This window comes from Methylomagnum sp., from assembly GCF_054333355.1.
This window is the reverse complement of record NZ_JBTEKS010000378.1, coordinates 1-4,133: the sequence shown is the minus strand read 5'-3', so window position 1 is coordinate 4,133 and position 4,133 is coordinate 1. Positions and strand designations below refer to the sequence as shown.

Below are 4,133 nucleotides of genomic sequence, written 5' to 3'. Positions count from 1 at the left end.
AATCATTTCCACCACCACCGGCAGGCGCTCGACGGCGTTGAACATGCGCTCGGTGCGGCACAGGCCGATGCCCTTCGCGCCGTATTCCATCGCCACCGTCACCATGTCCGGGGTGTCGCCGTTCGCCAGCACCTTGAGCCGCGCCACTTCGTCGGCCCAGCCCAGCAGGATTTTCAACTCTTCGGAGAACGTCGGCGGGATGGTGGGGATTTCGCCCAGGAACACGTTGCCGTTGCTGCCGTCGATGGTGATGATGTCGCCCTCGCGGAGGGTCAGTTCGCCGATCCGCGCCAGCCGCGCCCGGCTGTCCACCGCGATGCCTTCCGCGCCCGCGACGCAGGCTTTGCCCATGCCGCGTGCCACCACCGCCGCGTGGGAGGTCTTGCCGCCCCGGCTGGTGAGGATGCCTTGCGAGGCGAAGAAGCCGTGGATGTCCTCCGGCTTGGTTTCCTCGCGGACCAGGATGACCTTCTCGCCCGCCCGGCCCAGCAGTTCCGCTTGGTCGGCGTCGAACACGCATTTGCCGCTGGCCGCGCCGGGCGAGGCGGGGAGGCCGGTCGCCAGGGGTTTTTCCTTGTGCTTGGGATCGAGGCGGGGATGCAGCAATTGCTCCAGATGGGACGGGTCCACTCGCAGCAGCGCCCGTTCCTTGGAGATCAGCCCCTCGCCGAACATTTCCACCGAGGTGCGCACCATGGCGGCGGCGTTCATCTTGCCGTTGCGGGTTTGCAGGCAGTACAGCACGCCCTTCTCGATGGTGTACTCGTAGTCCTGGACTTCCTGGTAATGGGTTTCCAGTTTGTTGCGGAGGTCCACCAACTGGCGGTACAGGTCGGGCATTTCGTTGGCCATTTCCGCCACCGGCTTCGGCGTGCGGATACCGGCCACCACGTCCTCGCCCTGGGCGTTGACCAGGTATTCGCCGTACATTTCGTTTTCGCCGGTGCCGGGGTTGCGGGTGAAGCCCACGCCCGTGGCGCAGTCGTTGCCCATGTTGCCGAACACCATGGTGACGACGTTGACCGCCGTGCCGTTCGCCATGTCCGGGGTGATGTGGAATTCCCGGCGGTAGTCGATGGCCCGCTTGCCCATCCAGGAGCCGAACACGGCCTTGATGGAAATCTCCAATTGCTCGTACACGTCCTCGGGAAAGGGCTTGCCGGTGGCGTCGTGGACCACTTTTAGGAAGCGCTCGCTGATGTCCTTGAGGTGCGCCGCGCTCAGGCCGATGTCGGCTTTCACGCCCGCCGTACGCTTCACTTCGTCGAACTGGTGGTCGAACAATTCATCGCTGACGCCCAGCGCGATCTTGCCGAACAACTGGATGAAGCGGCGGTAGGCGTCGTAGCCGAAGCGCTCGTTGCTGGTCTGCTGGATCAATCCGCGCAGGGTTTCCTTGTTCAGGCCGAGGTTGAGGATGGTGTCCATCATGCCGGGCATGGACATGGCCGAGCCGGACCGCACCGACACCAGCAGCGGGTTGTCGCCGCCGCCGAAAGCCTTGCCGGTCTGCTCTTCCAGTTGCCGGATGTGGCCGCCCACTTCCTCCAAAATGCCGGTCGGCAGGGCTTTTTCGTCCAGATATTCCAGGCAGGCGTCGGTGGTGATGACGAAGCCCGGCGGCACGTTCAGGCCGATCTGGGTCATTTCGCACAGGTTGGCGCCTTTGCCGCCCAATAGTTTCTTGTTGTGGCCGTCGCCTTCGGTGAAGGCATAGACGTATTTTTTACTCATGTAGGTCTCCTTGTGTGTGACTGAGAAGTCGGGGTGAATGGCCTCGCTTGGCTTGATGGGCCGCGAGGCCGTGATGTGATGAGGGGTTTAGTCCACGGCGGTTGCGCTATCGGATTGAAGTTTGACAATGCGTAACCCGCCGAGGGTGCGCTTGAGGATCAGGGCGTCGTCGCTGACGGCGGTCATGGCTGGCATGGGAATCCCGTCGCCCGCGGTGATGTGGGTGGTTTGCTGGTAAGTGATTTCCGCCGTCAGCCAGGGGAAGCCAGAGCGCTTGATGACAATATCGTCCCAGGACGTGTCCACATGCGCCCGCAACGTCATGAAGGCCGCTGAGGTTTGCTTGATATAGCCGCACGCCTCTTCTTTGCCGCCTTCCACTTCCCAGCGGCCTTGCGGCGATTGGTCATTGATGCTGACGTCCACGTCGTCCGCGAACAGGCCGCAGACGGTTTCGTGGTTGCCTTGATAGGCGTTCATGCTGAAATCGACCAGGAATTGCCGCACATTGCCTTCCGAAAAACGGCGGTATCCATCCCCGTAAAACCCCGCCAAAACCAACACCAACCAGCCTAACTTTTTCATGTGTGATTTTCGTTAAGGAACCAATGGCCGAAAACACCGCCGGTCTTCGCCTGTTGGATTGAATTGAATGGGGGTTTTACCCATCGGAAGCACCGGAAAAAGTCCATGGGGTTCAGGCGGGCGGGGCGGGTTGCCGCAGATCAAAGCCCGCTTGCTGCATGGCGAGCAGGATGATGGGCACGGCTTGCTCGGCGGCGATGTGGTCGGTGTTGATGACTAGATCGAAGTTCTTGGCGAATTCCAGCGAGCAATGCTCGAAGTTGTCGCGGAACAGGTTGTCGATGAGCTTGTGCCGCTTGTTGTTGACCTCGTACACCAGCCGTTCCGCTTGCAGCAGGGAAAGCCCTGTGTCCTCCGCCACCCGCTTGGCGCACACCACCTTGGAGCCGACCACCCGGACCCGGAACACTTTCTTGTTGGACAGAATCAGGTGCGCCCCGCGCCCCATCAGCAGGCAATCGTTATGGGACATTTCCAGCAGGGCTTCGTAGAGGGCGCGCCGATAGGTGTGCAGCTCTCCGGCGGTGCCGGTCAGGACGCTATAGAGGAAGGTCGAAATGCCGGGTGAGTCGTCCTCTTCCTGAGCGTCGAATTTGAAGGCTTCGACCTTGGCCTTCTTGGCGGCTAATTCGACGATTTCATGGTCGTAAACCGCCAGCCCCAGGCATTCGGCGAGTGTTTGGGCGATGGTTTCGCCGCCCGCCCCGTAATCCCGCGATAACGTGACCACCAAGGGCGTGTGCGCCTTGGGGGGCTTACGCAGAACGTAGTCTTCGGCTTGTTCCTTGGCGAGCAAGGCTTGGAGAAAGCTGTGGGGGTCGGTGCATGACATAGGTCTTCCTTTGGCAAGCGGGGTAGACGGCGCGGATTCCGGGAGCCTGACGAAAGGTCGGCGAGTGGCTGGCCGGATAAAAGCCGTTCGGAAATCGGTGGCTTCCATGGCGATTCAGCCCAGACGCGGGAATTTTTGAGCCTTTCGATTCCCCAATCGTTCCGCCCGCTATATCAGCCTTGCGAAAAGGCTGATTCCCCAATTATCGCAGCAATCCATGAAATGTCATGAATCCGAAGGGCGTCATCGCGGAAATTGGCTTTTGCCATCGACGGACCGGATTCGCCCGTCGAGTGCTTTTTCCGCGTTCACAGGGTTACGTGGTTTTGTGGGGTGACGATGGGAAGTTAGGGCGGCGGGTTACGGCGCACGGCGAATCTTTAAAGAGTTCGCGAATCTTTCGAAGCGTGCGCCTAGCCCACCCTATGAATAGCCGGGGTCTCACGCGCCCAGTTCGGTCTCCTCGATTCCGCTCGGGAAGTGAATTGGGCTGGCTTCGGCTCCGCTCAGCCAGCGGGACCGAAGCCAGCGGTGTGCCATCAATAAGAAAATCACAGAAATGTGAAAATACATCTATTATTTTTTAGATGTTTTAATATTGATTAATATTCGATGAAATTCTTTCAACTATGTGACCATAGTCACCAAAATAAGCTGGTTGTGTGAAGCCGTTCCCAATTTGATGGGTAATAGTTCCCTAGAATTTTGTCCGCACATCTCATCGAGGCTCTGCAAGACACGGCGAAGCCACTGCCAAGTTTCTCCGCCAGAACAATAAGGTACAGCGTCATGTTTAAGAAGCTTGTTGTCGGCGTGATGAATGCGACGAGGCCTGGTCGTTCGTGGGGAGCCACGGCAACAAGCGGTGGATCTGGCTGGCCCTGGACCGGGAAACCCACGAGATCGTCGGCGTCCACGTGGGGGACCGGAGCGCGGCGGGCGCGCAGGCCCTGTGGGACTCCCTGCCCGGGGCCTACCAGCG

The 4,133-nt window shown here is 60.0% G+C and carries 3 protein-coding genes and 1 pseudogene; 1 reads left to right on the top strand and 3 read right to left on the bottom strand.

What is annotated here, in order from left to right:
• From ACXWUF_RS19625 to ACXWUF_RS19615, 3 genes are all read right to left on the bottom strand, one after another.
• Positions 1–1,734: pyruvate, phosphate dikinase (locus ACXWUF_RS19625; protein WP_458496273.1), on the bottom strand; the 1,734-nt coding region annotated here is incomplete at its 3' end.
• Positions 1,735–1,821: 87 nt separating this feature from the next.
• On the bottom strand, positions 1,822–2,319 hold the full coding sequence (locus ACXWUF_RS19620) for a hypothetical protein (RefSeq protein WP_458496272.1): 498 nt from the start codon (positions 2,317–2,319) through the stop codon (positions 1,822–1,824).
• A gap of 112 nt (positions 2,320–2,431) precedes the next feature.
• Positions 2,432–3,151 carry a cytidylate kinase-like family protein gene (locus tag ACXWUF_RS19615; RefSeq protein WP_458496271.1) on the bottom strand — a complete coding sequence of 240 codons (720 nt, stop codon included), beginning with the start codon at positions 3,149–3,151 and terminating at the stop codon, positions 2,432–2,434.
• An 830-nt stretch (positions 3,152–3,981) separates the two neighbouring features.
• On the opposite strand from ACXWUF_RS19615, the pseudogene ACXWUF_RS19610 reads away from it, so the two are divergent.
• Positions 3,982–4,133 (top strand): annotated as a pseudogene (locus ACXWUF_RS19610) (IS1 family transposase); the annotation flags it as partial.